We start from the raw sequence: 672 nt of genomic DNA, 5'->3' as shown, positions 1-672 counted from the left end.
CCGTCTCCTCCATGCCGCACCCGCGCCGCTGGCGCTCATCGATGCTGTCCGACTTCGCCCAGTCGCGGGCCGGTTCGTACGTCTGGGGCTTCCAGCGGCCGTGGCTGCCGGAACGGCAGCTCCTCGCGGACGACGCTGCCCTGGTGGGGAGCCTCATCCAGGACTGGGCGGGCCCGCGCACCCCGGAGTTCCCCGACGAGAAGACCCTGGACGTCTACCGCCGGGCCATGAGCATCCCCTCCACCGCCCACTGCTCGATCGAGCCGTACCGCTGGATGGTCCGCTCGATGGCGCGTCCGGACGGGATCCAGTTCAACCGGCGGATGAAGCGTCCGGTCCGGGTGCCCACGCTGCACCTGCACGGTTCGCTCGATCCGGCGGTCCGTACGCGGAGTTCGGCCGGGTCCGGCGAGTACGTCGAGGCGCCCTACCGGTGGCGACTTTTCGACGGTGTCGGGCACTTCCCGCACGAGGAGGATCCGATCGGCTTCTCCACCGAACTCATCAACTGGCTCAAGGACCCCGAGCCCGACCGGTAGGCCGGTCACACGTTCGCGCACAGCTGTCCGACGGACAGCCAATTGCCTGCCGCATAGGCCAATTGGCTGACTCGCCGACGGTTACCGACCATGGGTCACGGGCAGACGTCGGGGTATGGGCTGGACGCACGAC

Annotated in this window: 1 protein-coding gene; it reads left to right on the top strand. The window is 69.0% G+C overall.

What is annotated here, in order from left to right:
• Positions 1-539 (top strand): alpha/beta fold hydrolase (locus AC0AIB_RS31055; RefSeq protein ID WP_465098055.1); only part of this gene is annotated, 539 nt, incomplete at its 5' end.
• Positions 540-672 lie beyond the last annotated feature (133 nt).

This window comes from Micromonospora sp. DSM 43699 (assembly GCF_055517075.1).
Note: the sequence above shows the minus strand (reverse complement) of the source record. Positions and strands in the feature narration are given on the sequence as shown.